The 25,720-nt window shown below is 60.5% G+C and carries 30 protein-coding genes and 1 pseudogene; 15 read left to right on the top strand and 16 right to left on the bottom strand.

Going from position 1 to position 25,720, the window contains the following annotated elements; translation table 11 throughout:
- Window positions 1-48: 48 nt before the first annotated feature.
- Window positions 49-375: an STAS domain-containing protein gene (locus tag H4P12_RS05295; RefSeq protein WP_187792582.1), complete on the top strand. Its 327-nt coding sequence runs from the start codon at window positions 49-51 to the stop codon at window positions 373-375.
- Entirely contained in the window at window positions 375-866 is a 492-nt protein-coding gene (locus H4P12_RS05290; RefSeq protein WP_187792581.1) for an ATP-binding protein, read from the top strand. Before H4P12_RS05295 ends, H4P12_RS05290 begins: the two co-directional genes overlap by 1 nt.
- 13 nt (window positions 867-879) lie before the next feature.
- Here the strand turns inward: H4P12_RS05290 and hspQ are convergent, their stop codons facing one another.
- From hspQ to H4P12_RS05265, 5 genes are all read right to left on the bottom strand, one after another.
- Entirely contained in the window at window positions 880-1,212 is a 333-nt protein-coding gene (hspQ, locus tag H4P12_RS05285; protein ID WP_187792580.1) for a heat shock protein HspQ, read from the bottom strand.
- 110 nt (window positions 1,213-1,322) lie between these two features.
- The gene (locus H4P12_RS05280) at window positions 1,323-1,808 is read right to left on the bottom strand and encodes a CreA family protein (RefSeq protein WP_187792579.1); all 486 of its coding nucleotides are present in this window, start codon (window positions 1,806-1,808) and stop codon (window positions 1,323-1,325) included.
- A gap of 4 nt (window positions 1,809-1,812) precedes the next feature.
- A complete protein-coding gene (locus H4P12_RS05275) occupies window positions 1,813-2,535 on the bottom strand; it encodes a metallophosphoesterase (protein WP_187792578.1) in 723 nt (240 codons plus the stop codon).
- A 75-nt stretch (window positions 2,536-2,610) separates the two neighbouring features.
- Entirely contained in the window at window positions 2,611-4,200 is a 1,590-nt protein-coding gene (gene serA, locus H4P12_RS05270) for a phosphoglycerate dehydrogenase (RefSeq protein ID WP_187792577.1), read from the bottom strand.
- Between the two features lie 116 nt (window positions 4,201-4,316).
- The gene (locus tag H4P12_RS05265; RefSeq protein WP_187792576.1) at window positions 4,317-5,462 is read right to left on the bottom strand and encodes a phosphoserine transaminase; all 1,146 of its coding nucleotides are present in this window, start codon (window positions 5,460-5,462) and stop codon (window positions 4,317-4,319) included.
- Window positions 5,463-5,649: 187 nt separating this feature from the next.
- Here H4P12_RS05265 and serB point away from each other — a divergent pair, with 187 nt between their 5' ends.
- Window positions 5,650-6,528 carry a phosphoserine phosphatase SerB gene (gene serB / locus H4P12_RS05260; protein WP_187793311.1) on the top strand — a complete coding sequence of 293 codons (879 nt, stop codon included), beginning with the start codon at window positions 5,650-5,652 and terminating at the stop codon, window positions 6,526-6,528.
- Here serB and H4P12_RS05255 read toward each other — a convergent pair.
- Window positions 6,518-7,519, bottom strand: coding sequence for an NAD(P)H-dependent flavin oxidoreductase (locus tag H4P12_RS05255; protein WP_187792575.1), 1,002 nt, complete (start codon window positions 7,517-7,519; stop codon window positions 6,518-6,520). The genes serB and H4P12_RS05255 overlap by 11 nt on opposite strands.
- Before the next feature lie 176 nt (window positions 7,520-7,695).
- On the opposite strand from H4P12_RS05255, the gene H4P12_RS05250 reads away from it, so the two are divergent.
- Window positions 7,696-8,457 (top strand): TSUP family transporter, encoded by a 762-nt coding sequence (locus H4P12_RS05250; RefSeq protein ID WP_187792574.1) that lies wholly within the window; start codon window positions 7,696-7,698, stop codon window positions 8,455-8,457.
- A 114-nt stretch (window positions 8,458-8,571) separates the two neighbouring features.
- On the opposite strand, the gene H4P12_RS05245 is transcribed toward H4P12_RS05250, so the two are convergent.
- Window positions 8,572-9,558: an asparaginase gene (locus H4P12_RS05245; RefSeq protein ID WP_187792573.1), complete on the bottom strand. Its 987-nt coding sequence runs from the start codon at window positions 9,556-9,558 to the stop codon at window positions 8,572-8,574.
- A 155-nt stretch (window positions 9,559-9,713) separates the two neighbouring features.
- On the opposite strand from H4P12_RS05245, the gene H4P12_RS05240 reads away from it, so the two are divergent.
- The 4 genes from H4P12_RS05240 to H4P12_RS05225 all read left to right on the top strand — a co-directional run bounded on the left by H4P12_RS05240 (window position 9,714) and on the right by H4P12_RS05225 (window position 13,173).
- A complete protein-coding gene (locus tag H4P12_RS05240) occupies window positions 9,714-10,235 on the top strand; it encodes an invasion associated locus B family protein (RefSeq protein WP_187792572.1) in 522 nt (173 codons plus the stop codon).
- 133 nt (window positions 10,236-10,368) lie between these two features.
- Complete coding sequence (gene rlmN, locus H4P12_RS05235; protein ID WP_223115720.1) at window positions 10,369-11,541, top strand: dual-specificity RNA methyltransferase RlmN; 1,173 nt, start codon at window positions 10,369-10,371, stop codon at window positions 11,539-11,541.
- Window positions 11,542-11,656: 115 nt separating this feature from the next.
- Window positions 11,657-12,727, top strand: a complete 1,071-nt coding sequence (locus tag H4P12_RS05230; RefSeq protein ID WP_187792571.1) for an agmatine deiminase family protein — start codon at window positions 11,657-11,659, stop codon at window positions 12,725-12,727.
- Complete coding sequence (locus H4P12_RS05225; RefSeq protein ID WP_187792570.1) at window positions 12,724-13,173, top strand: hypothetical protein; 450 nt, start codon at window positions 12,724-12,726, stop codon at window positions 13,171-13,173. Before H4P12_RS05230 ends, H4P12_RS05225 begins: the two co-directional genes overlap by 4 nt.
- Window positions 13,174-13,188: 15 nt before the next feature.
- Here H4P12_RS05225 and H4P12_RS05220 read toward each other — a convergent pair whose 3' ends face one another.
- Complete coding sequence (locus H4P12_RS05220; RefSeq protein WP_187792569.1) at window positions 13,189-14,142, bottom strand: quinone oxidoreductase family protein; 954 nt, start codon at window positions 14,140-14,142, stop codon at window positions 13,189-13,191.
- Window positions 14,143-14,213: 71 nt separating this feature from the next.
- Here H4P12_RS05220 and H4P12_RS05215 point away from each other — a divergent pair, with 71 nt between their 5' ends.
- A complete protein-coding gene (locus H4P12_RS05215; RefSeq protein WP_187792568.1) occupies window positions 14,214-14,690 on the top strand; it encodes a MarR family winged helix-turn-helix transcriptional regulator in 477 nt (158 codons plus the stop codon).
- A gap of 50 nt (window positions 14,691-14,740) precedes the next feature.
- Here the strand turns inward: H4P12_RS05215 and H4P12_RS05210 are convergent, their stop codons facing one another.
- Complete coding sequence (locus H4P12_RS05210; protein WP_187792567.1) at window positions 14,741-15,574, bottom strand: LOG family protein; 834 nt, start codon at window positions 15,572-15,574, stop codon at window positions 14,741-14,743.
- 105 nt (window positions 15,575-15,679) lie between these two features.
- Between H4P12_RS05210 and dapD the strand changes: the two genes are divergently transcribed.
- Both dapD and H4P12_RS05200 read left to right on the top strand, forming a co-directional pair.
- Window positions 15,680-16,504, top strand: coding sequence for a 2,3,4,5-tetrahydropyridine-2,6-dicarboxylate N-succinyltransferase (gene dapD / locus H4P12_RS05205; protein ID WP_187793309.1), 825 nt, complete (start codon window positions 15,680-15,682; stop codon window positions 16,502-16,504).
- A gap of 3 nt (window positions 16,505-16,507) precedes the next feature.
- On the top strand, window positions 16,508-16,963 hold the full coding sequence (locus H4P12_RS05200; protein WP_187792566.1) for a YaiI/YqxD family protein: 456 nt from the start codon (window positions 16,508-16,510) through the stop codon (window positions 16,961-16,963).
- Window positions 16,964-17,103: 140 nt separating this feature from the next.
- On the opposite strand, the gene ampC is transcribed toward H4P12_RS05200, so the two are convergent.
- The 7 genes and pseudogenes from ampC to H4P12_RS05165 all read right to left on the bottom strand — a co-directional run bounded on the left by ampC (window position 17,104) and on the right by H4P12_RS05165 (window position 22,632).
- The gene (gene ampC, locus H4P12_RS05195; protein ID WP_246448963.1) at window positions 17,104-18,189 is read right to left on the bottom strand and encodes a class C beta-lactamase; all 1,086 of its coding nucleotides are present in this window, start codon (window positions 18,187-18,189) and stop codon (window positions 17,104-17,106) included.
- Between the two features lie 229 nt (window positions 18,190-18,418).
- Window positions 18,419-19,219, bottom strand: coding sequence for a crotonase/enoyl-CoA hydratase family protein (locus H4P12_RS05190; protein ID WP_187792564.1), 801 nt, complete (start codon window positions 19,217-19,219; stop codon window positions 18,419-18,421).
- Between the two features lie 20 nt (window positions 19,220-19,239).
- Window positions 19,240-20,165 (bottom strand): annotated as a pseudogene (locus H4P12_RS05185) (AEC family transporter).
- A complete protein-coding gene (locus tag H4P12_RS05180) occupies window positions 20,165-20,833 on the bottom strand; it encodes a nitroreductase family protein (RefSeq protein WP_187792563.1) in 669 nt (222 codons plus the stop codon). Before H4P12_RS05180 ends, H4P12_RS05185 begins: the two are co-directional and overlap by 1 nt.
- Before the next feature lie 21 nt (window positions 20,834-20,854).
- Window positions 20,855-21,835 (bottom strand): iron exporter MbfA, encoded by a 981-nt coding sequence (gene mbfA, locus H4P12_RS05175; RefSeq protein ID WP_187792562.1) that lies wholly within the window; start codon window positions 21,833-21,835, stop codon window positions 20,855-20,857.
- 9 nt (window positions 21,836-21,844) lie between these two features.
- Window positions 21,845-22,120, bottom strand: coding sequence for a sulfurtransferase TusA family protein (locus H4P12_RS05170; protein ID WP_187792561.1), 276 nt, complete (start codon window positions 22,118-22,120; stop codon window positions 21,845-21,847).
- Complete coding sequence (locus H4P12_RS05165) at window positions 22,117-22,632, bottom strand: DUF2478 domain-containing protein (RefSeq protein ID WP_187792560.1); 516 nt, start codon at window positions 22,630-22,632, stop codon at window positions 22,117-22,119. The genes H4P12_RS05170 and H4P12_RS05165 overlap by 4 nt, the downstream gene beginning before the upstream one ends.
- Window positions 22,633-22,882: 250 nt before the next feature.
- Here H4P12_RS05165 and H4P12_RS05160 point away from each other — a divergent pair, with 250 nt between their 5' ends.
- Genes H4P12_RS05160 through H4P12_RS05145 form a run of 4 tightly spaced genes read left to right on the top strand, consistent with a single transcriptional unit; the run spans window position 22,883 to window position 25,714 of the window.
- Entirely contained in the window at window positions 22,883-24,472 is a 1,590-nt protein-coding gene (locus H4P12_RS05160) for an OpgD/OpgG family glucan biosynthesis protein (RefSeq protein ID WP_187792559.1), read from the top strand.
- 39 nt (window positions 24,473-24,511) lie between these two features.
- Window positions 24,512-24,964, top strand: a complete 453-nt coding sequence (locus tag H4P12_RS05155; RefSeq protein ID WP_187792558.1) for a GAF domain-containing protein — start codon at window positions 24,512-24,514, stop codon at window positions 24,962-24,964.
- Window positions 24,954-25,337, top strand: a complete 384-nt coding sequence (locus H4P12_RS05150) for a GFA family protein (protein ID WP_187792557.1) — start codon at window positions 24,954-24,956, stop codon at window positions 25,335-25,337. The genes H4P12_RS05155 and H4P12_RS05150 overlap by 11 nt, the downstream gene beginning before the upstream one ends.
- Window positions 25,334-25,714: a GFA family protein gene (locus H4P12_RS05145; RefSeq protein ID WP_187792556.1), complete on the top strand. Its 381-nt coding sequence runs from the start codon at window positions 25,334-25,336 to the stop codon at window positions 25,712-25,714. The genes H4P12_RS05150 and H4P12_RS05145 overlap by 4 nt, the downstream gene beginning before the upstream one ends.
- Window positions 25,715-25,720 lie beyond the last annotated feature (6 nt).

Raw genomic sequence — 25,720 nt, 5'->3', positions numbered from 1 at the left:
ACCTTTTGCGGGTAACCAAAGGGAAAGCAATCAGATCGGATTATCAGCATGCAGTTCATCGTCGCTGACGGCGGCCCCTATCTTCATGTTACGGTGCAGGAATCGCGGATTGATGCCGCGATTGCGACTGGCTTCAAGGATAAGCTGCGCAGCATTGTCGTGACGGCCAAAAAACCTGTCCTGCTGGATATGCGGGGCGTCGATTTCATGGACAGTTCGGGCCTTGGCGCGATGATCGCGGTGCGCAAGGCATTGCCCGAAAACCTGCCGATTGTGCTGGATGGGGTAACGCCCAATGTCGAACGGGTTTTCCGCCTGACCCGTATGGACCGCGTTTTTCGGATCAACGCAATCGCGATTGAGGGGAATGACTGATGATCCCGCACGACCGGCAGAAAGCCGGGCTGGGCGGGCGGCCGTCGTTACAGATGCAGAAAATGTTCCACCGCGTGATGCAGGCCGATCCCATGGCTGTCCGACAGGCGCTGATTGATATACGTGCGCGTTTTGGCGATGATGTCAGTCACGACACGATCGGGCGCCTGGAACTGGTCCTGGCCGAGGTGATGAACAATATCACCGAACATACGGCTCCGTCCCGGACCGATGGTCTGCGTCGGTCAGCATCGATGATCCATCTCAGTATCGTGCGCGACTCAACGGGATTGGCTTGCGCCGTTTCCGATGACGGACAATCATTGCCGGAGGATTGTCTGCGCCCCCGCACCCTGCCAGAGGCCGCACATCCCGACATGCCCGAAGGCGGTTACGGCTGGTTTCTGATACAGGATTTGACGCAGGCGCTTTGCTATTACCGCGAAGGCAGCCGCAATTTTCTGGCCTTCAACATCCCGTTCGCAGCATGACCGCCCGCCGCGATCAGTTCATGTGAAAAACCAGCGGATAGCGCCCATCTTCGAAATCGCCGAACATTTCCATCACCTCGGGATGTTCCAGCGGTTCGCCCGATGCGTCTGGAACAAGATTCTGTTCCGATACATAGGCAACATAATAGGTCGCCTCGGTTTCCGCATAAAGATGGTAGAACGGCTGATCTTTGTCCGGCCGCGATTCCTCGGGGATGGAATCATACCATTCTTCGGTATTGGCGAATTCAGGATCGACGTCGAAAATCACACCACGGAAAGGCCGGTTGCGATGACGCACGACCTGTCCAAGGCTGTATTTTGCAACGCGGTGCTGTCCTTGCATGACGCTTCCACAGAAAGAATGCCCATTGGGCCGGAATGGGCCCTTCTAATGCTCTTCTCCGGTCCTGTCCACCAGATCAGAAAACCACCGTCTTGCGAATGGCAAAGGCTTTATTCGGTCGCAGGACTGCTGCCTGCGGCGGCTGGCTGGTCGGGATCGAACAGTGGCACCGTCGAGATTGCCATCTTGGCCGACCCTTCGGTCACTTCATTTGCATGGGCCAGATAGATCAGCACCTGATTTTGCTCATCATAGATCCGCTTGACCCGCAGCGATTTGAAGATCAACGAACGACCTTCGCTGAACACATCCTCGCCATCACGGCTGCGGTCGATATCCCCGATCGTGATCGGCCCCGTCTGGGAACATTCGATGGCACTGTTCGACGGATCCTCGAACCAGTTCCCGTTGCTAAGCCGATCAATGACCGAGCGGTCAAAATAGGCCAGATGGCAGGTGATGCCGCTGACTTTGGGATCCTGGATCGCCTCGACCATGATATCGTTGCCGACCCAGTCGACCCCGACCTTGCCGACCACATCCGCCGAAGCCAGAACGGGCAGGGCGCAGATAGCCGCAATCGCAAAAAGACGCATCAGATCACTCCGGTTGCAGGGGCGTGCGCCCCTCATCGGTCAGAAGATGGACCTGCCCGTCCTCAATGACAACCGCGCAAAGCGGCCGTCCATAACCGGCCCCGCCATCTATGTTCAGGCGGTTGCCGTAATGCTGCGCGGTCTCCAACGCGGTATGACCATGAACGACCAGCGGGCCGAAATCATCGGTGCTTTCCAGGAAACCCTTGCGGATCCAGACCAGATCCTGTTCGTCCTGATCCTGCAAATCGACCCCCGGCCTGATCCCCGCATGAACCACCAGGGCGAGCGGATGCAGATAATATGTCGGCAGGGACGCCAGAAATTGCGCATGGCTTTGGGGCACGGCGGCCTGCGCCTGCGTCCACACATCCGCCTGTGGCTGATCGATATCGACGCCATAGGATGCCAGTGTCGCCGCCGCTCCAAGCCCCGGATGATCCAGCCAATGCGAAAGCGAAGCCAGCCCCGGATCGACCCAATCCGGGTCGCGCAGGAACCTTGGCAAAAAGCGGTCGTGGTTGCCCTTCACAACGATCCAGCGCCGACCGTCAATCTGCCCTTGCAGCAAATGCTGGACAACCCCGCGTGAATCCGGTCCGCGATCCAGCAGATCGCCGACATGGGCAATCAGGGCATCGCTGCCGCCATCGCGAAAAATCCGCTCATGCGCGGCTTTCAGCTGGTCAATCTGTCCGTGAATGTCGCCAACGGCATAAAGTCGCATATTGGCCCTTTCAGTGGTCCTCATTTCACCGGCGCGAATATGCCGCATGCCCGCAACAGGCATGCGGCGGCAGTCTTACATTTCAAACTGCAGACGACGCGCCTGAAGGAACTTGCCGGTATTTTGCAGCGCGGCCAGGGCCTCATCGCTGATCGCATCGTCCAGATACAAGATCGCGATGGCGTCATCACCCGCCGCCGCACGTCCCAACGTGAAGTTCGCGATGTTGACGCCCAGATCACCAAGGGTCGTTCCAAGGGCGCCGATGACACCTGGAACATCCTTGTTGCGGGTATACAGCATATGTTCACCGACCTCGGCGTCGATATTGATGCCACGGATCTGGATAAAGCGGGGCTTGCCATCGCTGAAGACGGTGCCGGCAATCGACCGCTCACGCTTTTCGGTGACGACGGTCAGCTTGATATATCCCTCAAAGACACCTGCCTTGTCCTGTGTCGTGGTCGACAGCTGGACACCGCGATCCTTCGCGATCACCGGCGCCGAGACCATGTTCACGTCAGGGTTGGTGGCCTTCATCACCCCGGCAATGACCGAGGCGTTCAGCGCATTCACGTTCATCTCCGACACCACACCATCATAGAGGATGTTGATGGCCTTGATCGGCTCGTCCGTCGCTTGACCCACGAAAGCGCCCAGATGACTGGCCAGCTTGATCCACGGTCCCATGACCGCGGCTTCCTCGGCCGTGACCGACGGCATGTTCAACGCATTCTGCACGGCCCCCGTCAGCAGATAGTCGGCCATCTGTTCGGCCACTTGCAGGGCCACGTTTTCCTGCGCTTCGTTGGTCGACGCACCCAGATGCGGCGTCACAACCACGTTCGGCAGGTTGAACAACGGGCTTTCGGTCGCAGGCTCAACCGCGAACACGTCAAAGGCCGCACCGGCCACACGACCATCCTTCAGCGCATCGGCCAATGCGTCCTCATCGACCAACCCGCCACGGGCGCAGTTGATGATCCGCACGCCGGGCTTCAGATTGGCAATGGCTTCGCGTGACAGGATGTTGCGGGTCTTGTCGGTCAGCGGCACGTGGAAAGTGATGAAATCGGCCTTGCCCAATAGCTCATTCAGCTCAACCTTGGTGACGCCGATTTCCTTGGCCCGCTCTTCCGACAGGAAGGGGTCATAGGCCAGAACCTTCATATGCAGCCCAAGCGCACGGTCGATCACGATCGAGCCGATATTGCCTGCGCCAATCACGCCCAGCGTCTTGTTGAACAGCTCAACCCCCATGAAGCGGGACTTTTCCCACTTTCCGGCATGGGTCGAGACGCTGGCCTCGGGCAATTGCCGCGCAACCGCAAACATCATCGCAATCGCGTGCTCGGCCGTGGTGATCGAGTTTCCGAAAGGCGTGTTCATCACGATCACACCCTTTTTCGACGCTGCCGGAATATCGACGTTATCGACCCCAATACCCGCACGCCCGATCACTTTCAGATTGGCTGCCGACTCCAGCAGCTTGTCCGTGACCTTGGTGGCCGAACGGATGGCAAGTCCGTCATATTGCCCGATGACTTCGGCCAGCTTTTCCTTGTCCTTGCCCAGATCGGGCAGGTAATCCACATCGACACCGCGATCACGAAAGATCTGAACAGCGGTTTCCGACAGTTTGTCAGATACGAGAACCTTTGGCATGTCATTTATCCTTCATAGCAAGCGTCCGGGCCCAGCCTCTCAGACGCGATATCCATCTTCTGTGTGAAAATATCCTGCGGGGGTCTGGGGGACGCAAAGTCCCCCAGCTTCAAAGCTCAGCCTTGCGCGGCCAGTTCTTCGCGATAGGCATATTCGACCCATGGCATCAGCGCTGCAACATCGGATGCCTCAATCGTCGCGCCGCACCAGATCCGCAGACCGGGCGGAGCATCGCGATAGGCGCCAGCGTCCAGCGCCACGCCCTCTTTTTCCAGCCGCTTGGCGACAGCCTTGGCAAAAGCTGCGCCGTCCTTGATTGCCGGATCGGTGAACTTCAGACAGACCGAGGTGTTGGACGCGGTCGCGACATCTTCGGCCAGATCGGCGATCCAGTCCTTATCCGCGATGAAATCGCGAACCGCTGCCGCATTGGCGTCGCAGCGCGCAATCAACCCCGCCAGACCACCAATCGACTGCGCCCATTTCAACGCAACCAGATAATCCTCGACCGCCAGCATCGACGGGGTGTTGATCGTTTCACCCTTGAAGATACCTTCGATCAATTTGCCGCCCTTGGTCAGGCGGAAAATCTTGGGCAACGGACGATCCGGGGTATAGGTTTCCAGACGCTCGACTGCGCGGGGCGACAGGATCAGCATGCCGTGGGCAGCTTCCCCGCCCAGCACTTTCTGCCAGCTAAAGGTCACCACATCCAGCTTGTCCCAAGGCAGCTCCATGGCAAATGCCGCACTGGTGGCGTCGCAAATGGTCAGGCCTTCACGATCCGCCGGAATCGCATCGCCATTCGGCACGCGCACGCCGCTGGTGGTGCCGTTCCATGTGAAGACCACGTCCTTGTTGAAATCAACCTTGGCCAGATCAACAATCTGGCCGTAATCGGCTTTGCGGACAGTTGCATCCAGCTTCAACTGCTTGACGGCATCCGTCACCCAGCCTTCACCAAAGCTTTCCCATGCCAGCATTTCGACGGGACGGGCGCCCAGCATGGTCCACATCGCCATCTCGACAGCGCCGGTATCGGAGGCCGGAACGATGCCAATGCGGTAATCGGCGGGAACGCCCAGAACCTCACGGGTCAGCTCGATCGCCTCGGCCAGCTTCGTCTTGCCGACGGCGGCACGATGCGAACGACCAAGCGGAGCATCCGCCAGCAGGTTCAGATCATATTCGGGGAATTTGGCACATGGGCCAGAGGAGAAGCGCGGATTGACCGGGCGCGCAGCCGGAGCAGTGTTGCTCATCTTTATAGCCTTCCAGCTAGATAGCGCCGCGTTGGGGCGGCGTGTCCCGCTGTCGGCGATATATTGGACCGCAGATTCCTGCAAGCGATTTTTCGGCAGATCCCGATCCCTGCAAAACTTCTGACCGATCTGGAAGCTAGGCCCGCTTCGCGCTATGGCACTCCAACCCAAACCCGCCGAGGTCGCCATGTTCACCGTCACATTTCTTGCTGCCCCGACACGTGCCGACCTGACGGCGGCGCTGATTGACGGATTGCGCGATCAATGGGGCGGCGGCCCAACCCTGTGGCTCAACGATGGGATCGCGGCCGAATTCGACGTCTCTGCTGAACCCGTCGACTTCTGGCAGGCTTGGGAAAAACTGCAGACGCAGGGCTTCGATCTGGTAATCCAGCCTGCCAACGGGCGCCGCAAGGCGGTCCTTCTGGCCGATATGGACTCAACCATGATCCAGCAGGAATGCATCGACGAACTGGCCGATGTCGCGGGCGTGGGCGCGCATGTCGCGGCCATTACGGCCCGCGCGATGAATGGCGAGCTGGATTTCAACCAGGCCCTGATCGAACGGGTTGCCCTGCTGAAGGGTCTGGACGCATCGGTTGTAACCAAGGTTCTGGCGACCCGCATCACCCTCACCCCCGGCGGTCGCGAGGTGATCGCCACGATGCAGGCGAATGGTGGTCACGCGATGCTGGTCTCGGGCGGCTTCACCGTCTTTACGGGCCCGGTTTCGCAAATGCTGGGTTTTGACGAAAACCGCGCCAACGTCCTTCTGTCCGAGAATGGCCTGCTGACGGGTGAGGTCGCGATGCCCATTCTGGGCCGTGAAGCCAAGGTCGAGGCACTGCTGGATGTGACCGCGCGCCTTGGTCTGACGCCCGGCGATGTGATTGCCGTGGGGGACGGTGCGAACGATCTGGGGATGCTGCAACTGGCAGGGTCGGGTGTGGCCTTGCACGCCAAGCCTTCGGTTGCGGCGCAAGTGCAGATCCGCATCAACCACGGCGATCTGACTGCGCTGCTGTATCTGCAGGGCTACAAGGCCAGCGATTTTGTCACGGGCTGATCGCCGCCACGGTCTCAGCCGCCGGGCGTGAGACTGCCCGCGCGGCTTCCGTCCCCGCCCAGAACGCGCCATAGCCCATCTCGCCCTTGGCACTCGCCGCAGCGTGCAGCGCCTTTCCCGCATCATAGGTCACCGGGTAATCCGGCGCGTCGGTATCGTCGATCGCGGTGAACCTGTTTTCCAGACAGCGCGCATACCGACCCGAGATTGCGCGCGTCATCTGCGTCCGCCCGCCCGACATGGCACTGCGATGGGCGGGCGGGGTCGCCGCCTCGGGCGACAGCAGGAATGCCGTTCCGCATTGCACGGCCACTGCCCCGGCATCCATCGCCGCCTGTGCATCGCGCCGGTCCATGATCGCCCCTGCCGCAATCACGGGCAACCCTGATGGTTGCAAGGCTCGAACCAGATCCAACGTCCCAAGCGCCATATCCGGTTCCGACGGCTCGAATGTCCCGCGATGGCCACCTGCCTGCCATCCTTGGGCAACAATGCGATCCAGCCCCGCCGCCTTGATCCGCTGTCCTTCCTCCGCGGATGTCGCCGTGGCCCATAGCTCGCATCCCGCCCCTTTCAGCGCGGCTATCTGCTGATGGGTTGCCAGCCCGAAATGGAAACTGACAATGGCGGGCCTCACCTCGATCAACATCCGCAACATGTCGTCATTCACGCGGAACGATTGATAGATCTCGCGCAATCCGGACGGCGGCTCGGCGCCAAAGGCCGCAAACTCGGGCCGTAATTTATTCAGCCATGCCTCTTCCACCGCCGCATCGCGTCGCGCAGGCTGGTGACAGAACAGGTTTACTCCAAAGGGCCGACTGGTTCCCGTCCGAACCTGCTCGATCGCCGTGCGGGTTGCAGTCGCGTCAATCGCCCCCGCGGCGACAAACCCCATCCCCCCAGCCTCGCAAACGGCAACGGCCAGTGCAGGCGTGGACGTCCCGGCCATGGGTGCCTGCACCACCCGATGCTGCAGTTTCTCAATCATCCCGAATCCTCATCACCTGCATTGGTCCATAAATATCCCACGGGGGTCCGGGGGCGTGAAGCCCCCGGCCTGCCCGCCCATCCCCAACTCGGCCATCCCCAACTCGGCCGTCCCATAACATGGATCAATGAAAAGCCCGTCTTTACAAGGCCACCCGAACCGCGCATTGCCAATTCATGTTCGAGCTGACCTTTGATCTTATCCTGATCCTGATCATCGCCGGTTTTCTGGCCGGCTTCGTTGACGCCATCGCGGGCGGAGGCGGGCTGATTACAGTGCCTGCGCTGATGCTGGTCGGGATCCCGCCGGTTCAAGCCCTGGCCACGAACAAGGTGCAGGGGATATTCGGGGCCGCGACTGCCGCGATCAGCTATTCCCGACGCGGTCTGGTCAATATCCGGTCGCAATGGCGATCCGCGGTGATCGCCGGCGTTGCGGGGGCGAGCGGGGCGGTTCTGGTCAGCTATCTGCCGACAGACGGGCTGCGGTTGATCCTGCCGGTCATTCTGATCGGTATCGCGTTGTTCTTCGCGCTGAAACCGGGGTTGAACGACATGGACCGGGTGCAGCGTGTATCCACCGCCGTCTTTGCGGCGACACTGGTGCCGCTGGTCGGTTTCTATGACGGCCTGTTGGGGCCGGGGGCCGGGTCATTCTACATGATCGGTTTTGTCGCCCTGGCAGGCTATGGCGTGCTAAAGGCGACGGCGCACACCAAGCTGTTGAACTTCGCGTCAAATCTGGGCGGACTGCTGGCCTTTGCGATTGTGGCCAAGCCGCTTTGGACCATTGGCCTTGCCATGGGTGTCGCGCAGATCGCCGGTGCGATGCTGGGCGCGCGTCTGGCCGCCCGGATTGGTGCGCGGCTGATCAAGCCGCTGCTGGTGATAACGTCCACCGCTTTGGCGCTGCGGCTGATCTGGCAAATGCTGGGCTGAAAAAGAACCGGCCCCCGCTCTGCCAAGCCGGGGCCGTCTTGATTGATGCAGGGTTGGGGGAAGCAGAGCCTGCCCCGACACCCAACCATATATGCACGTCAATTTCGTGACGGATCAGGCCGGAAACCCGGCCGAGGTGCGCATTTCGCCAGTGATCTTGCCGCGCCAGTTCTTTTGCGGATCGGTCAGGAATTGACCGACGGCGGGATGGCTTTCCTCCAGCACGCCCATATGAACCAGCAATGCGGTGATTGCTGCTTCGCTGGCGCGGGTGGCACCGTCGCGGATTTTCAGGGCGATTCCCAGACCCTGTTCGGGCAGGATGCCCACGAAAACAGCCTCGGCCCCGGTCTTGACGGCGACGTTATGGTTCATCGCGCGCATCAAAATGGTGCAGGCACGACCTTCCCCGGCCACCATTTCAGGATATTTTCGCATCGCATCCGTCAGGCGGCGCATGGCCTGTCCGCGGCGGTCGCTGCCGGGATTGGCGAATGCTGCCATAGCGCGGCCAAGCCCTTCCAGCGAACAGGACCAGTTCGGGGCCGAACAGCCGTCGATGCCATAGCCGGGGCTGGTTTCGCCGGTGACTTCCTCGAACGCCTGTTTGACGGCTTGCTGGACCGGGTGATCGACCTCATCATATTCGCTGCCGCCGTTCAGGTGGCGGTTCAGCGTCAGAAAGCCCGCATGCTTGCCCGAACAGTTGTTGTGATACTGACACGGAGATTCGTCCGAACAGGTCAGCCGGCGGTTTTCGTCCTTGTCGCCCGGCATATGGCTGCCACAGCGTAGATCGCTTTCACCCATGCCAAGATCTTTCAGCCAGCTTTCAACCGCATCGACATGCAGCCGCGCGCCGTTATGGCTGGCGCAGGAAAGGGCCAGTTGCCGCTCGGTCAGGCCCACGGCATCCGCCGCACCGCTTTCAATCAGGGGGAGGGCCTGCATCATCTTGCACGAGGATCGGGGGAAAATGATCTGGGACGGTTTGCCCCAAGCCTCGACAACGCCACTTTTGTCGCAGATGACAACATGCCCCCGATGCAGGCTTTCCAGTTGCCCGCCGCGCCACAACTCGATCAATTCCGCCGAACGCATCCATTTTCCCCTGACAATTGCGCGATTTTATGCCTTGCGGTCTTTTTTTCGCATCGGCATTTTGGCTATCCTGAAGACAGATGGTTGAAAAGACCACAGCAATCGGGAAGAACACCCGGTGAAACGGCGAAAATCATTTGGCAGGAGGCCAGAGCATGAACATCAATACGCTGCGCGGCATGACCGCCGCCCTTGCCTTGATTGGCGGACTGGGCGCTGCGTCTGCGCAGGAATCCACGAATGTGGTTGCAACCGAAGGTGACTGGACCGTTTTTGCGGCAACCAGCCCGCAGGAATGCTGGGCTGTGTCACCGCCGAAAGCGACGCAGAACACCAAGGATGGCAAGGAAGTGGAGGTGACCCGCGGCGATATTCGCCTGTATGTCGCCTATCGCCCTGGTCAAAGCGGTGAAGTCTCGTTTGCCGGCGGTTATCCCTTCGCACCCGATTCGACCGTCGAGGTTGATATCGGTGGAAACAAGTTCAACCTGTTCACCGAGGGTGAAAGCGCTTGGACCGGCAGCCCGTCCGAGGATGAAAAGCTGATCGCCTCGTTGCGGTCCGGTTCGTCAGCGGTCGTCAGCGGTCGTTCGGCACGCGGCACGACCACCAAGGATACATTCAGCCTGTCGGGGATTACCGCAGCCACCAATACCGCGCGTCAGCGCTGTCAGTAAAAGGGGCAGGGGGCTTTGCCCCCGTCCCTCCGGGACTCCCCCAGGGTATTTGTCCAAAGAAGAAATGCGGGGCGGTTGATTTCTGGCCCCGTTTCGATTATGTGCGGGTCTTTCAGCAAGTCTCGGTATCCCTATGTCTGCCCCTATCACGCAGGATGTTCTGACCATCCCACGCAAATTGCCCGAAACAGGCCGGACGAATATCGTTGGCCTGACGCGGGATGAATTGCGTGACGTCCTGATCGCTGCGGGCACGCCGGAAAAGCAGGCCAAGATGCGCGTCGGGCAGGTCTGGCAGTGGATCTATCACTGGGGCGTGCGCGATTTTGCCGGGATGACCAATCTGGCCAAGGATTACCGTGCCCTGCTGGCCGAGAACTTCGAAATTTCCTTGCCCGAGATCGTGACTCGTCAGATCAGCGAAGATGGCACCCGCAAGTATCTGGTCCGGATTGCGGGCGGGCATGAGGTTGAAACGGTCTATATCCCTGAAGAGGGGCGCGGCACGCTGTGCGTCAGCTCTCAGGTGGGCTGCACGCTGACCTGTTCCTTCTGTCACACCGGCACGCAAAAGCTGGTTCGCAACCTGACAGCAGGTGAGATCGTGGGCCAGTTGTTGTTGGCGCGTGACGATCTGGGCGAATGGCCGGTGCAGGGCGCGCCCAAGGACGAAGCCCGGCTGGTCAGCAATATCGTGCTGATGGGCATGGGTGAGCCGCTCTATAATTTCGATGCCGTGCGTGACGCAATGAAAGTCTGCATGGACAATGAAGGGCTGTCGCTGTCGCGGCGGCGGATTACCCTGTCCACCAGCGGCGTCGTGCCCGAGATTGCCCGGACCGCCGAAGAAATCGGCTGCCAGCTTGCCGTCAGCTTCCACGCGACCACCGACGAGGTGCGTAATGTTCTGGTGCCGATCAACAAGCGCTGGAATATCCAGACATTGCTTGACGCATTGCGAGACTATCCGCGTCTGTCGAATAGCGAACGGATCACCTTTGAATACGTGATGCTGGCGGGCGTGAACGACAGTGATGCCGACGCGCATCGTCTGGTCGAGTTGATTCGCGGCATTCCCGCCAAGATCAACCTTATTCCGTTCAACGAATGGCCCGGCGCGCCCTACAAGCGGTCCAGCAATAACCGCATCCACGCCTTTGCCGACATCGTTTACAAGGCCGGTTACGCCAGTCCAATCCGCACCCCGCGTGGCGAGGATATCATGGCAGCCTGCGGTCAGTTGAAATCCGCGACCGAGCGAGGGCGGAAATCCAAGGCACAGATCGCAGCGGAAGCGGCGGGTTAAGGTCACAGGTCTTTGGCGGATGATGGCGGCTTTCGGGCCGCCGTTTTTTTATCTGTTCCGATAACCTGGTTATCTGTAGTGGTTTGATGAATGATGTTTTTTAGTGGGTGTATTGATGAACAGGCGGCGATTGATTCAGGCAGGGGTGGCCTTGGGATCCTCGGGGCTGTTGGGTCGTGCTTCGGCACAGGAACCCAAGCGGTTCTTTGTTCCGGCCGAGGAGGCACGGCACCAGCGCACCTTCATGCAATGGCCGGTCAATCGCACGGTCCATCCGGACCGGGAATATCTGGGGATGACGCAGCAGGTCATCGCCGATATTGCCAATGCGATTTCCGAGTTCGAGCCGGTCGTGATGCTGGCGGCGGCGGACGATCATCCGGGCGCGCGTCGCAAGCTGTCGCGTTCGGTTGAATTGTGGGACGTCCCGACCGAGGATCTGTGGTGCCGCGATGCCGGTCCGTTGTTTGTCGTGAACGGGGCGGGCGAAATGGCGATCAGTCAGGTTCAGTTCAACGGTTGGGGCAACAAGCAGGTTCACCGGCGTGACGGCCAGATCGCGCGGCGCGTGGCGGAACGTCTGGGCATGCAAGTTCTGCCGACCGGCGTCATTGGAGAGGCGGGCGGCGTTGAGCAAGACGGCCATGGCCTGCTGATGGCGCATGAAAGCAGCTGGGTGAACGATAACCGCAACCCCGGCCTGACCCGCGATCAGATCGAGCGGCGATTGCTGCAAGCCTATGGTGCGGACCGCATGATCTGGTCCGAAGGTGTCTGGGGTGAGGATATCACCGATTATCATATCGACAGTCTGGCGCGGTTTACCGGGCCGGGGCGCGTTCTGATCAACCTGCCGGACGAGCCGGACATGAACGATTCCTATCATGTTGCCGCGCTGGACACGCATGACCGTCTGGTCGAGGCGGGGATGGATGTGGATGTGATCCCCGAACCCATCCGGCGGCGGGTAAAGGCGCTGGATTTCGTGGCGTCCTATGCAAATTACTATGTTTGCAATGGCGGTGTCATCGCCGCGCAATTCGGTGATCGGGAAACCGATGCCATCGCGGTCGATGCCCTGCGCCGCCATTATCCGGGACGAGAGGTCGTCACCCTGAATGTCGATCCTTTGGGCGAAATGGGCGGCGGTATCCACTGCGCAACGCAGCAAATGCCCGCGGTATGAGCTGGCTTTCCCGGCACGCGACGGCGATTCAGACGGCATCGGCGGCTGCGACAGTGCTTGTGGCGGTCGCGGCCCTGATCGGGGTCAAGTTGCAACTTGACGGGGCCGACCGTGTTCAACGCGAGCAATCGGCCCGCGAGGCCTATCGCTCTCATCTGGCGCTGGCGACGGGTTTGCCCGCTTTTGCGGCGCCGCAGGATGCCTGCGCGCTGATGGCGTCGGAACAGGAGGGCGCCTATATAGCCTTCGTCGATCACCTGCTGTATTCCGCCGAGCAGATGCTGGCCGTCAGCGATGGCTGGGACGCGTCATTCCGCGACGAATTGCTGCCGCATCGGGATTATTTGTGTTCAGCTGCTGCACCGAAGGGCGATACCCAGGAAATAATCGCCCTTCTGGCGCAGTTTCGCGATGTCGAATGTGCCCCGACGTCCGGTTGTCAATAAACGCGCCGGATGGGGTCATCCGTCGACGGTGATGACCATTCGGTCTGTGCCGGTATTTGCCTGCCAGGCGGTTGCGATATCAGATAGCGGCGCAGTTGTCGTGGCGATCTGAAATCCCGCCGATCCCGCGCTTGCCAACAACTCTTTGATCGAGGCCACCATCCGATCGGGCGCGACACTGCCGATGCCGCTGCCCATCAAGGTGATCGCAGAGGAACGGATTGCGGCGGCGGGCAAGGCGATGGAGCCGTTGCTGACAGAGCCGATCTGGACAAAGCGCGTCGGATCAGCCGGGTGGCTGGTCTGCGCGGCGGCATTCAGGATCTGTTCTGCAGATGATCCCCACAGGTAATCCAGGACAATATCGATGCCCGCTTCGAAAACCTCGGCGAATTGGGCAGGCACATCGTCATCCGTCAGCGAAATCACATGATCTGCCCCCAGGGTTTTCAGCCTGGACAAAGCCTGCGGGTTGCGTCCGGTGGCGATGATGCGCTTTGCGCCCATATGACGCGTGATCTGCACCGCCAATTGACCGGCGCTGCCGGTGGCACCGTTGATCAGAACGGTTTCGCCGGGTTGAAAAGCGGCGCGTTCACGCAGCGCCATCCATGATGACATGCCCGGATTGACGATGGCTGCGGCGGTGATGTCGTCCAGATCGTCGGGCACCGGGGCCAATTTTTCGGGTGACATGGCGACCTGTTGGGCCATCGCGCCATAAGGGGCCTTGGGAAAGGCGAAATAGACGCGCCGACCGTCCTGCAACTGCCCGACGCCATCAACACCCGCGATGAACGGGTAAATACCTTCAAAGCTGTAATGCGTGCCCGATGCGCGGGCGCGTGCAAGCTGGCTGATTGCCGCCGCGCGCACATGGACCAGTTGTTCGCCGGCCTGCGGTATCGGGTCTTGGAAATCAGAAAATGCAGGGGTTTCGCCCGTTTTTGTGACGATTGCTGCTTTCATCTGAACTGTCCTTTTGAAAGGCAAAGCTTTTATGTGTATAATGCACATAAATAGCGAGGCTGGATTCGTCAATGAATAACGTGCATGATACACATATATCTGATCAGTTCAGAAATCTGCATGCCGCAGTGCTTGATATTGCAGCGGTCATGGCCCGTCCGCAGCGGGATGAATTTATGGTCAAGGCTGCGGGGATCACGCTTGATCGGGCATTGTTTCCGCTGCTGGTGCTGATCGGTAGATCGGGGCCGATCGGGGTGGTGGAGCTGGCGGATCGTGTCGGGCGTGACTACACGACGGTCAGCCGGCAGGTCGCCAGGCTGGAAAGTCTGGGCCTGATTCAGCGTCGCGCGGGCGGAAAGGATCGCCGTGTTCGCGAAGCGGTGATCACGGATAGCGGCAGGAAGATGATCGACCGCATTGATGCTGCCCGTGAAAGGATTGCACGTGCGGCTTTTGCCGATTGGGATGTCGCTGATATCGACGATCTGGTTCGCCTGATGCGGCGCTATGCAGATACGCTGATGCAGGAACCAAAAGAGGAGTGATGCAAGCCAGATATTGCGCGACACCGGATAGCGACGTCGCGCAATCGGTTTTACGTGCCCGTATCGCGCCAGTTGTCGATGATTTCGACCGCCTCTTCGGCGGTTTCGACATATTGGAACAGGCTCAGGTCAACGTCGCTGATGGTGCCTGCATCGGCCAGTGCTTTCCAGTCGATGATCTTGTCCCAGAATTCCTGGCCGAACAGCAGGACGGGAATGGGCTTCATCCGGTGGGTCTGGATCAGGGTCAGCGTCTCGAACAATTCGTCCAGCGTGCCAAAGCCGCCGGGAAAGACGGTGACGGCGCGGGCCCGCATCAGGAAATGCATCTTGCGAATGGCGAAATAGTGGAAATTGAAGGATAAATCTGGCGTCACATATTCGTTCGGTGCCTGTTCATGGGGCAGAACGATGTTCAGGCCGATGGATTGGCCGCCGGCTTCATGCGCACCAAGGTTTCCGGCCTCCATCACGCCCGGCCCGCCGCCGGTGCAGATGACAAACTCTCGGCCATAGGTTTTCAGGCTGCGTTCGGTCATCATATAGGCAAAGCGCCGCGCCTGTTCGAAATATTTCGACAGTTCTGCCAGCGTCTTGGTCCGCGCGACATCGGCCTGTTCGGGGGCCGGGATGCGTGCGCCGCCGAACATGACCACGGTGGATTCGATGCCGCGTTCGTCCAGAACCAATTGCGGCTTCAGCAGTTCCAGTTGCAGCCGGATCGGGCGCAATTCCTCGCGGAGCAGGAAATCCTGATCGGCAAAGGCCAGACGATAGGCCGGGGCGCGGGTCTGGGGCGTATCGGCAATTCGGTCGGCGCGAACCAGGTCCTCTTCGCTATGCGGGAAGGGATGGGCGCGATCGCGTTCGTCTTTCTCGTTCATTCAACCCTCATCAGGTGGCCTGCGCGGATTGCGCGGGCTTTGTTCCCCGCTTATAGCCCTGTGAAGACAATTTCCACCGGAACGCGATACATCAGGGAGAGGGCCATCATGACCCAAGCTTTGGAACACGCCATCGAGATCGCATGGGACAACCGTGCCGACATCACCCCCGCCACGCAGGGCGAGATGCGCGAGGCCGTTGAAGAGACGCTGAACCGGCTGGATACCGGCGCGCTGCGGGTGGCAGAAAAGCGTGGGAATGACTGGCATGTGAACCAGTGGGCCAAGAAAGCGGTGCTGCTGTCGTTCCGCCTGAATGATATGGAGCAGATGTCGGGCGGTCCGCAGGGCGCGAACTGGTGGGACAAGGTGCCCAGCAAATTCGAAGGCTGGGGCGACAATCAGTGGCGTGCTGCCGGTTTCCGCGCGGTGCCGGGGTCAATCGTGCGTCGTTCGGCCTTTATCGGCAAGGGCGCGATCCTGATGCCGTCTTTCGTGAACCTTGGCGCCTTTGTGGATGAGGGCACGATGGTCGATACCTGGGTGACGGTTGGTTCCTGTGCGCAGATCGGCAAAAATGTTCACCTGTCGGGCGGTGTCGGCATTGGCGGCGTGTTGGAACCGTTGCAGGCAGGCCCGACGATCATCGAAGACAATTGCTTCATCGGTGCGCGTTCCGAGGTCGTCGAGGGCTGTATCGTCCGCGAAGGCGCGGTTCTGGGCATGGGCGTCTATATCGGCCAGTCCACCAAGATCGTGGATCGTGAAACGGGCGAGGTCATGTATGGCGAAGTGCCCGCCGGTTCGGTTGTCGTGTCCGGTTCGCTGCCGTCGAAAAACGGGGTGAACCTGTATTGCGCGGTGATCGTGAAGCGGGTGGACGCGCAGACGCGGTCCAAAACCTCGATCAACGATCTGCTGCGCGACTGACCGGTGACGACGCTTTACATCGATGCCGATGCCTGTCCGGTCAAGGCCGAGGCAGAACGCGTCGCCACCCGGCTGCGCGTTCCGATGGTGCTGGTGTGCAATGGTGGCCTGCGTATGCCCGCCAATCCGCTGGTGACGCTGAAGATCGTGGCCGAAGGGCCGGATGAGGCCGACAAGTGGATCGCCGAGCAATGCGGTCCGGGCGATGTGGTGGTGACCAGCGACCTGCCGCTGGCCGACCGCTGCCTGAAGGCGGGGGCGGCGGTGATCCAGCATGACGGCGAAGTGCTGACGCTGGCAAATATCGGCCCCCGGCTGGCGACCCGCGACCTGATGCAGGATATCCGTGCCGCCGACCCGTTCCATCAGGGCGGCGGCAAGGCATTTGGCAAGGCGGATCGGTCCTATTTTCTGCAATCGCTGGATCGGTTGCTGACGACCGCTGCCAAAAGCGCCTGAGGCGGCCGAAAGCCTTGCGGGACACGGGGGTAAAAAACCGCTCTGGGCAGCAGGCAGGCGAGGGGTGCGAATACGCCTGCACGGATGCCGCGAGACGACCTGTCCCTGCGACGCCGCGGCAACGCCACCCATGCCGATCTTCAAGGCAGAAGCAGCTGTTCGATCAGGTGATAGGTGGCGGTGACGCGTGCCTCGTTCGGGAAATTGCGATTTGCCAGAACGACGATTCCAAGCTGACGTGACGGGATCACCGCGACATAGGCGCCAAAGCCGTTGGTCGCGCCGGTCTTGCTAAGAATGACATCGCCATTCTTCCCCGACGCGGGGTCAACCGCGCTGGCGGGCTGTGCATTCAGGATGAAATCGGTGCTGTTGCCTTTGATCATCTGCTGCAAATCGATCGGCAGCGGGTAGCGTTCCCAGATCATGGCCTGTTCGAAACTGTCGGTCCGGCGTTGCGGGCGCTGTGTTTGGACGATGGCCGCTGCCAGATCGTCGGGTAGACCGCTTTGATCCATCTGGGCATCCAGCAGCCGCAGCATGTCACGGGCGCTGGATTTGATACCATAAGCCTCATCCGCCAGCACGCCGGGATTGACGCGGATCGGGGCGTTCGTGTCGCGATCATAGCCAAAGGCGTAATCTGGCGTGGCAGTCGCCGGAACGTCGATCCAGGTATTTGTCATGCCCAACAGGGGCAGCAATCGGGCCTGCACCGCGGCTGCAAAGGATTGGTTCATCGCCTGTGCCGTGACGTGACCCAGCAGACCGATGCTGATGTTCGAGTAGCTGCGCGCGCCCGGCTGGGCCGGCTGCCAATCCGCCAGCCACGCAATCAGGTCGTCTGTGGTTTTGGCGTCATCCGGCACCTGCAGCGGCAGGCCGCCGGAATTATGCGTCGCCAGATCCATCAGGGTCAGCCCGCCAAACGCGGTGCCCTCCAGCACGCCCAGATGCTGCGATACTGAATCGCTCAGCGACAGTTGCCCGTGCTCTTCGGCCAATGCGGCAAGGGTCACGTTGAATATCTTGCTGATCGAGCCAAGTTCAAACAGCGTGTCCGGCGTCACCGGACGCTGCTCTTCCCGCGATGCCAGCCCGGTCGCATAAAAGCTGTGCTGGCCATTCTGCGTCACCCCGACGATCAGCCCCGGAATGTCATATTCGGCAACAGCCGTCGCAAAGGCCTTTTCGGCTGATACTTCAGTCGAAGCGTCACTTGCCATTGCTATGGAAGAGTTCAGCACAAGTGCCGCTGCCACAGTGAACGAAAAATTCATGCCAGGTTATCCCTTTTGCCGTCTGCTCGTTGGCGTAAGGGATAGGTTCAGGCAGGGTCGGCAATCAAACGAAAATGCCTCGCAGCCGTCATAAGTAAAACTCATACCTTCTTTTGCCAAAGCAGATTGCTGACGGCCCTGAACGGGGTGGGCACGGCCGAATCGTCCCGGGCACTTAATCCGCAGGCTTCACTTTGGCCGCTGTTCCCTTGGCGAAGGATGCCAGCCGTTCCTTTGCCGCCTCTTGCGTATTGACCACGCCCGCAACAACGGCTTCGGCATAGGCGGCGTCCAGCGCGCTCATATTCTGCATGTGGCTGATGGCGCTACAGATGGCAAAGTTGGACAGCGGCGGATTTTGCGCGGCGGCGCGGGCGATGTCCCATGCCTTCGCTTCGGCGTCGTCGACCAGATACTGGCACAGGCCGACATCGACGGCCTCCTGCCCACGATACAGACGGCCCGACAGCATCATGTCGATCATCCGCGCCTTGCCGATCAGATCGGCCACGCGGATCGTCGCGCCGCCGCCGGTAAACAGACCGCGTTGCCCCTCGGGCAGGCCGAAATAGGTGTCGTGGGATGCCACGCGGATATGCGCCGCACTGGCCAGTTCCAGCCCGCCGCCGACAACCGCGCCTTTCAGAACGGCGATGATCGGAACGCCGCCATATTCCATCTTGTTGAAGGCCTCGTGCCAGCGCAGGCAGACATGCATGAAATCAGCCGCGCTGCGTTCTTCGCGGTGATGTTCGACCAGATCCAGACCCGCGCTGAAATGATCGCCCTTTGCCTGCAAGATCACCGCCCGCACGCCCGCGCGGGGCAGCGTCACGAAGATATCGACCAGCTCGTCAATCGTGGCCAGATCCAGGGCATTCCGCTTTTCCGGGCGGTTCAGCGTGACGGTTGCGATCCCCTGATCGTCCACCTGCAACAGGATATTTTTCAGATCCAGACTGTCGATACCACGCATAGTCTTCCCTTCCCTTGGGTTTAGGCTTGGCCGATCAGCAGCATGACCAGCGGAATGGTCACGATGCTGAGGGCCGTTGAAATCAGAATCGCTGCCGAAACGCGCTGCTGGGCCACGCCGAAATATTGCGCCAGAATATAGACGTTTCCGGCAACTGGCAGCGCCGCGGCGGCCACCATGACGCCCGCCGCAAAGGGATTGACCAACAGCAGCCACGCCGAAATCCCGACAGCCAACGGATGCAGCGCCAGCTTGGCAAAGCTAAGCCATGCCGATGCCGCCAGTCGCTCACACGACGTCCGGCAAGGCTGGCGCCAATGGCAAACAGTGCCCCGGGTGTCGCCGCCGCGCCCAGCATCGCCAGAAATTCGTCGAACGGTCCGGGCAGCGGCAGGCCAAGTTCGGACCACAGCAGCCCGGCGACCATGGACAGGATCATCGGGTTTGCGACGATCCCCCGCAAGATCGGGCCAAGGGTAGCCAGCCGGATACCGCCACTGCGTGCGGCATGGATGATCAGGGTGATCAGTGTCGAAAACACCAGCATGTCGATGGTCAGCACCATCAGCACCGGCCCGATGGCGCGATCGCCCAGCAGAACCACCAGCATCGGCACACCCAGAAAGCCGGTATTGCCGATCATGCAGCATTGCGCCTCCATCGCGGCTTCGGTCAGCGGCAGTCCGCGCCAGCGTGCGACGGCCATGCCGATCACCCAGATCAGAAACGATCCGATCAGATAGGCCAGCGCAAAGCGCATATCGAAAAGCTGCCCGATATCCAGCCCCGCAGCAAAGCGGAACAGCATCGCCGACAACGCAAAGAAAAAGACGAACCTGGTCAGCCAGGCCGCCGCTTCTTCGGGGAAAAAGCGGGTGCGTGCGGCCAGCCAGCCCAGCCCGATCAGCCCGAAGAACGGCAGCGTTTTCAGAAAGACAGCCAGCATCAGAAAATGGTCATGATCTGATCCAACGGCTTTTTCCGCTTGGCCGCAGCCGGGACGGTCGCCGTGGCGGCGGGCAGCCCAACCGGCAGGATCATCACCGGCTTTTCATTGTCGGGCCGATTGCAAAGCTCATTCAGGAACTTCATCGGGTTTGGGGTATGTTCCAGTGTCACCAGCCCGGCATGGTGGATTGCGGAAATCAGCATGCCACAGGCGATTCCGACACTTTCAGGCACATAATAATGCTTGTGGCGCCGACCGTCCTCCAGCCCGTAACGCTGGGCGAAGACCACGATCAGCCACGGCGCAGTGGTCAGATGCGGCTTGTCCGGGCCCGTGCCTACCGGCTCTAATGTGGCCAGCCACTCATCACCGCCCCCGCCAGCATAAAACGCCCGCTCCTCCTCCTCCGCGGCTTCGCGGATACGCGCCTTCATGGCGGCATCGCTGATCGCCACGAAATGCCAGGGCTGCTGGTTGGCGCCGGATGGGGCTGTTCCTGCCACTTCGACGCAGGCCCGTATCACCGCGGCGTCCACCGGATCCGCCGAAAACTCGCGCACGGAATGGCGCTTGCGCATATAGTCGCGATACGCCCGCACATGGGCCAGCGATTCCTCGGGCGCAAGCTGAACCCGGTCGGGCAGCGGTAGCGGAACATAGCTCATCGTGATCCCCCTGCTGCCGAACTAACCCGAACCGATCAGAATGCCCGCAGCCAGCACCAAACCACCCCCGACGACCACTTGCAAGACGGCGCGCCAGAACGGGGTCTGCATCCAGCGTTTCTGGATCCACGCAATGGCCCAAAGCTCGACGAAAACCACGATCAGCGCGATAAAAGTCGCGGTCCAGAAGTGCGGAATCAGATAGGGCAGGGCATGGCCCAGTCCGCCCACTGTCGTCATCACGCCCGATGCAATGCCGCGCTTCAGCGGCGATCCACGCCCGGATACGATGCCGTCATCCGACGCCGCTTCGGTAAAGCCCATGCTGATCCCGGCCCCGATACTGGCCGCCAGCCCGACCAGAAACGTGGTCCAAGGATCCTGCGTGGCAAAGGCGGTCGCAAAAATCGGTGCCAGCGTTGAGACACTGCCATCCATCAGCCCCGCCAATCCCGGCTGCACCCAGGTCAGCACAAACTCGCGGTGGCGCACGGCATCTTCTTCTTCCTGCGCCTGATCAGCCAGATGCTCGGCCCTCAAATCTTCGGCCTTGCTTTCATGCCCCCGTTCGGCCGCCGCCAGATCACCCAACAGCTTGCGCGTCACGACATCCGTGCTGCGCTGCGCCGCGCGGACATAGAACTCGGCTGCATCATGCTCCATCAACGCGGCTTCGTTGCGGATGGCCTCCAACGTCATGGTCTGCATCATCCATGCCGGGCGACGGCTGTAATAACCCGCGACATGCTCGCGCCGGATCACCGGAATCGCTTCACCGAAACGCGTGCGATAGGCCTCGATCAACAACCGGCGATGCTCATCTTCCTCGGCGCCAACCCCGTCAAAAATCGCGGCCGTCGCCGGGTAATCCGCCCGCAGAAACTCGGCCCAATTGCGATAGATCCGGGCGTCATCCTCCTCCGAGGAAATGGCCAGCGCCAATACCTCTTTCTCGGACAGGTCGGAAAAGCGTTTGCGGTTGTGCAGTGTCGGAAAGGTCATCTTCTGTGCTCAAATATCCTCGGGGGGAAGGCCGCTTGCGGCCAAGGGGGCAGACAGCCCCCTTGCGACGACGAATTCATGCTGCCTGTCCGCAATTTCAGTGACGCTGATCAAGGCATGGCCTGCATCGGAACAGAAATGCGGCACATCGACCAATGCCATCGTATCCGTCACGATCATCCGAACCTGTCCGCCGACTGGCAACGACAACAAGGCCTTGCGCAGTCGCAGCACCGGCAACGGACACAACATGCCACGGGCGTCGATGTCGATGGGCCGGGTCATGTCACCTGCTCGACCACCTGGGCGTGGCACCAGCCTTCCAATTGATCTGCCTGCAGTTCCTGGGCCATGCCACCACAAAAGGCGTCAAAGGCCTGACGCTGTTGCCGTGGGACATGCAGCAGAACGGGCTGATCGTTTTCGATCGCCATGGCAATCACATTGCGAAAACCACGGCCAATTGCCTCTTGCTTCCCGAATTTGGGAAGGATCACCAGTTGGGCACCCTCCATCCGCGCGGCGACGCGGCCGGCCGCCACTTCCAACGCGCCGCTATCCAGTCGGCAGCCCGTGGAACCCGCGCCCAGCGATTGCGAAATCCGGATCGGCTGATCCTCATCCCCGATCACCAAAAGGTCCATGTCGCAGGCACAATCCGAACCCTGATCGGTGTTGCGCTGCACCGCGCCGGCAAGCGCAAGATCGGCATCATGCAGCCGCTGAACCAGTTCGGCAAGGACGCGATTCGCTTCGCCAGCCGGGCTGTCATCTGAAAGCGTGAACCATGCAAGCATCAGGTGTTTCCTTTGAATTCAATGCCCTTCTTGTCACTTTCAGCGGGCGTTCGTCCACCCCCGACTTGCGCCTGTCGGGTTCAGCGACAATGGCACGGGAATCGAGGCAGACAGGCGTGCAGTCGGCGAATTATCACACAAGCGGACTTGCTGGATTAGCGAAACTTGGCCAGTCTGAACCGAACGTCTTGCGCTCGTGGACGGACTGGGCAGGTTGTAGGGCGAATTTCTCTTACGTGTTAGGCACCTTATGAAAGATCAACCGTTTAACCGCCGCGCGCTGCTACAGTCTGCCTTGGGGACCGGTGCCTTTTTTCTGCTGCCCAGACTAAGTTTCGCTCAAGACGCTGCAGAGCAGCAGGGCGCGCAGCCATTTTCATGGGACAGCCTGACCGACACGGCGCGAACCTTGGCCGCTGCACCGTATCAGCCACCTGAAATCGCGGATCGCGATGTGTTGGAGCAGGTGGATTACGACCGCCACAACGAAATCAGCTTTCGCACCGACAATACCATCTGGAAGGATGCAGAAGGGTCGTCCCGCGTGCAGATGTTCTTTCCGGGGCGCTATTTCAAAGACCCCGTGCGGATTTTTACCGTCGCAGACGGGATGGCGACCGAGGTGCCGTTCGACCTGGACCTGTTCGACATCCCCGCCGACAACCCCGCCCGTGCGCTTGGTCAGACCAAGGGCTTTGCGGGCTTTCGCGTGCAGGACCCCGAAACGGATCTCGACTGGATGGCTTTCCTTGGTGCGTCTTATTGGCGGACGTCCGGTCATACCGGCCAGTTCGGTCTGTCGACGCGTGGGCTTGCGCTCAATACAGCCATCCCCGATGGCCCGGAAGAGTTTCCGATCTTCACCAGCTTCTGGTTAGAGCGGGGTGAAGGCAGCGACATGACAGCCTATGCGCTGATGGACAGCCCAAGCGTGACGGGCGCGTATCGCATTGTCTCGCACCGGGAAAATGGCGTTATTCAGGATGTAACGGCGCGTGTCTTCCTGCGCCAGAATGTCGAACGGCTGGGTATCGCGCCGCTGACCTCGATGTTCTGGTATGGCAAGAATTCCCGCCATCTGGCCCCGGACTGGCGTCCCGAAATCCATGATTCGGACGGTTTGCAGATCCTGACCGGCAGCGATGAACGCATCTGGCGTCCGCTGAACAACCCGCCGCATACGATGGCAAACGCGTTTCAGGCCCCGTCGCTGAAAGGTTTTGGCCTGATGCAACGGGAACGCGATTTCAACGAATATCAGGATGATGGCGTGTTCTATGAAAAACGCGCCTCGGCTTGGATCGAACCGCAGAGTGATTGGGGTGACGGTGCCGTCATGCTGGTCGAATTGCGCACCGATGATGAAATCCACGACAATATCGTGGCCTTCTGGCAGCCGGGAGAGGCCGCGCAGGCCGGAACCGAGCACGAGTTCCAGTATAAGCTGTCATGGATCGACGACGCGCCCATTTCGGCCCCGATGGGGCGCTTTATCGCAACGCGGCTTGGCGCGGGCGGCGTGCCGGGGCAGCCGCGCCCCAAGGATGTCATCAAGCTGGTTTGTGATTTCAGCGCCCCCGGACTGGCCCCGGATGATGAGCCGTCGTTGAACATCACGGCATCCGACGGCCATATCTTCAACGAAGCGGTCCGCCCCATTGTCGGCACTGAAAACTGGCGGGCGACGGTGGATATCGACTTTGCGCAGATGAACACCGAACAAGACAACCCGATCGATCTGCGCATCTACATCGCCAACAAGGATATGGCGGTGACGGAAACGCTGCTGTTGCAGTTGTTCCCGTCGCAATTGCGTAAATTGCTGGCCAACACGCCCTGACAGCTTCCCTCGGTGCATCAGGCGTCATACAAGATCACCATGACCGATTATGACGCCCTGACCGCCCGGATTCGCGCCCTGACCCAGGGTGAAACGGATGAGGTTGCCCTGATGGCAACCATCGCCTGTGAATTGCACCATTCCGATGATCGTTTCGACTGGACCGGATTTTACCGGGTGGTCGCGCCGGAACTGCTGAAGATCGGGCCGTATCAGGGCGGCCATGGCTGTCTGGTGATCCCGTTTTCGCGTGGCGTCTGCGGGGCGGCGGCACGGACGCGACAGGTGCAACTGGTCCCTGACGTGTATGCCTTTCCCGGCCATATCGCCTGCGCCAGCAGCACCCGGTCTGAAATCGTGCTGCCGGTATTGGGTGCAAATAACCGTCTGATCGGCGTGCTGGATATCGACAGCGATCAACCCGACGCCTTCACGGACAAGGACGCCACCCGTCTGGCCGCGATCCTGCAAGAGGTGTTCGGTGGCCTATGATTTCAGCGGAAAATGCCTTTGCGGGGCGGTGACCTTTACCGGCCGCTGGATCGATCCATCGTTGAAAGCCTGTCATTGCGGCCAATGCCGCCGCTGGTCGGGGCATGTCTGGGCGGCGGGAACCACGGATAAGCTGACCATCAGGGGCGATCTGCGCTGGTTCCAATCCTCGGATTTCGCGGAGCGTGGCTTTTGCCCGACCTGTGGATCGTCGCTGTTCTGGCGCAGGCAGGGCAGCGATGCGATTGATGTCGCGGGCGGCGCGGTCGATACGCCCACCGGGTTGACCATGGAAAGCCATATCTTCGTGCAGGACAAAGGCGACTATTACCACATCGCCGACCATCTGCCACAAGAGGAGCGTGAGACATGATGGGTCAGTGTCTGTGCGGCGCGGTCCGCTTTTCGGCCCGACCGGTCGATGGTCAGGTTGTCGCCTGCCATTGCAGTCAATGCCGGAAATGGTCGGGGCATTACTGGGCTGCCTTCCTTGCCGGGGATCTGCTGATCGAGGATGACAGCCATTTGCGTTGGTATGCCTCATCAGCCAATGCGCAGCGCGGGTTTTGCGGCAATTGCGGATCGTCCCTGTTCTGGCGCACCGATGGCCGGGCGGAAGTCGCCGTCAGCGGCGGCGCGATGGATGCGCCGACGGGCCTGCAAATGACGGGGCATATTCATGTCGCCGACAAGGGTGATTATTACCCGATGCCGGACGATCTGCCCGAATTTCCCGTAGACGATAATTGATGGTGC

Origin of the sequence: Paracoccus amoyensis (genome assembly GCF_014490725.1) — a bacterium.
GTDB lineage: Bacteria > Pseudomonadota > Alphaproteobacteria > Rhodobacterales > Rhodobacteraceae > Paracoccus > Paracoccus amoyensis.
Note: the sequence above shows the minus strand (reverse complement) of the source record. Positions and strands in the feature narration are given on the sequence as shown.

Excerpts from the sequence above, each read along its gene's own strand:
- H4P12_RS05210 (WP_187792567.1), bottom strand. The coding sequence starts at position 15,574 with ATGAACGAGAAAGACGAACGCGATCGCGCCCATCCCTTCCCGCATAGC.
- H4P12_RS05275 (WP_187792578.1), bottom strand. The coding sequence starts at position 2,535 with ATGCGACTTTATGCCGTTGGCGACATTCACGGACAGATTGACCAGCTG.
- H4P12_RS05165 (WP_187792560.1), bottom strand. The coding sequence starts at position 22,632 with ATGCTTGCATGGTTCACGCTTTCAGATGACAGCCCGGCTGGCGAAGCG.
- H4P12_RS05255 (WP_187792575.1), bottom strand. The coding sequence starts at position 7,519 with ATGATTGAGAAACTGCAGCATCGGGTGGTGCAGGCACCCATGGCCGGG.
- H4P12_RS05290 (WP_187792581.1), top strand. The coding sequence starts at position 375 with ATGATCCCGCACGACCGGCAGAAAGCCGGGCTGGGCGGGCGGCCGTCG.
- H4P12_RS05230 (WP_187792571.1), top strand. The coding sequence starts at position 11,657 with ATGAACAGGCGGCGATTGATTCAGGCAGGGGTGGCCTTGGGATCCTCG.
- H4P12_RS05245 (WP_187792573.1), bottom strand. The coding sequence starts at position 9,558 with ATGCGTTCGGCGGAATTGATCGAGTTGTGGCGCGGCGGGCAACTGGAA.
- rlmN (WP_223115720.1), top strand. The coding sequence starts at position 10,369 with ATGTCTGCCCCTATCACGCAGGATGTTCTGACCATCCCACGCAAATTG.
- hspQ (WP_187792580.1), bottom strand. The coding sequence starts at position 1,212 with ATGCAAGGACAGCACCGCGTTGCAAAATACAGCCTTGGACAGGTCGTG.
- H4P12_RS05180 (WP_187792563.1), bottom strand. The coding sequence starts at position 20,833 with ATGAGCTATGTTCCGCTACCGCTGCCCGACCGGGTTCAGCTTGCGCCC.
- H4P12_RS05145 (WP_187792556.1), top strand. The coding sequence starts at position 25,334 with ATGATGGGTCAGTGTCTGTGCGGCGCGGTCCGCTTTTCGGCCCGACCG.
- H4P12_RS05160 (WP_187792559.1), top strand. The coding sequence starts at position 22,883 with ATGAAAGATCAACCGTTTAACCGCCGCGCGCTGCTACAGTCTGCCTTG.
- serB (WP_187793311.1), top strand. The coding sequence starts at position 5,650 with ATGTTCACCGTCACATTTCTTGCTGCCCCGACACGTGCCGACCTGACG.
- H4P12_RS05155 (WP_187792558.1), top strand. The coding sequence starts at position 24,512 with ATGACCGATTATGACGCCCTGACCGCCCGGATTCGCGCCCTGACCCAG.
- H4P12_RS05215 (WP_187792568.1), top strand. The coding sequence starts at position 14,214 with ATGAATAACGTGCATGATACACATATATCTGATCAGTTCAGAAATCTG.
- H4P12_RS05295 (WP_187792582.1), top strand. The coding sequence starts at position 49 with ATGCAGTTCATCGTCGCTGACGGCGGCCCCTATCTTCATGTTACGGTG.
- mbfA (WP_187792562.1), bottom strand. The coding sequence starts at position 21,835 with ATGACCTTTCCGACACTGCACAACCGCAAACGCTTTTCCGACCTGTCC.
- ampC (WP_246448963.1), bottom strand. The coding sequence starts at position 18,189 with ATGGCAAGTGACGCTTCGACTGAAGTATCAGCCGAAAAGGCCTTTGCG.
- serA (WP_187792577.1), bottom strand. The coding sequence starts at position 4,200 with ATGCCAAAGGTTCTCGTATCTGACAAACTGTCGGAAACCGCTGTTCAG.
- H4P12_RS05265 (WP_187792576.1), bottom strand. The coding sequence starts at position 5,462 with ATGAGCAACACTGCTCCGGCTGCGCGCCCGGTCAATCCGCGCTTCTCC.
- H4P12_RS05225 (WP_187792570.1), top strand. The coding sequence starts at position 12,724 with ATGAGCTGGCTTTCCCGGCACGCGACGGCGATTCAGACGGCATCGGCG.
- H4P12_RS05250 (WP_187792574.1), top strand. The coding sequence starts at position 7,696 with ATGTTCGAGCTGACCTTTGATCTTATCCTGATCCTGATCATCGCCGGT.
- H4P12_RS05240 (WP_187792572.1), top strand. The coding sequence starts at position 9,714 with ATGAACATCAATACGCTGCGCGGCATGACCGCCGCCCTTGCCTTGATT.
- H4P12_RS05190 (WP_187792564.1), bottom strand. The coding sequence starts at position 19,219 with ATGCGTGGTATCGACAGTCTGGATCTGAAAAATATCCTGTTGCAGGTG.
- H4P12_RS05170 (WP_187792561.1), bottom strand. The coding sequence starts at position 22,120 with ATGACCCGGCCCATCGACATCGACGCCCGTGGCATGTTGTGTCCGTTG.
- H4P12_RS05220 (WP_187792569.1), bottom strand. The coding sequence starts at position 14,142 with ATGAAAGCAGCAATCGTCACAAAAACGGGCGAAACCCCTGCATTTTCT.
- H4P12_RS05280 (WP_187792579.1), bottom strand. The coding sequence starts at position 1,808 with ATGCGTCTTTTTGCGATTGCGGCTATCTGCGCCCTGCCCGTTCTGGCT.